A 350-nucleotide genomic window follows, 5' to 3' on the forward strand; every position below is an offset into this window, starting at 1 on the left:
CCGACAACACCCGCATCCTCACCGGCAGCAACGACAACACCGCCCGCATCTGGGACGCCACCACCGGCCAACCCATCCACCAGCTAACCGGACACACCGGGTGGGTCCGATCCGTGGCCTGGTCCCCCGACAACACCCGCATCCTCACCGGCAGCAACGACAACACCGCCCGCATCTGGGACGCCACCACGAGGAAGCTTCTCCGTCGGCTACCACGCTCCGCGAGCACTGTTAATGCCCTGACCTGGTCCCCCGACAACACCCGCATCCTCACCGGCAGCAACGACAACACCGCCCGCATCTGGGACGCCACCACCGGCCAACCCATCCACCAGCTAACCGGACACACC

General features: G+C 66.6%; 1 protein-coding gene. It reads left to right on the plus strand.

Features of this window, described 5'->3' with window-relative positions; genetic code table 11:
• Positions 1–350, plus strand: a 350-nt coding sequence (locus tag ADL03_RS45070) for a WD40 repeat domain-containing protein (protein WP_369808941.1), incomplete at both ends; no start/stop codon positions are given.

Origin of the sequence: Nocardia sp. NRRL S-836 (assembly GCF_001279525.1) — a bacterium.
Lineage (GTDB): Bacteria > Actinomycetota > Actinomycetes > Mycobacteriales > Pseudonocardiaceae > Lentzea.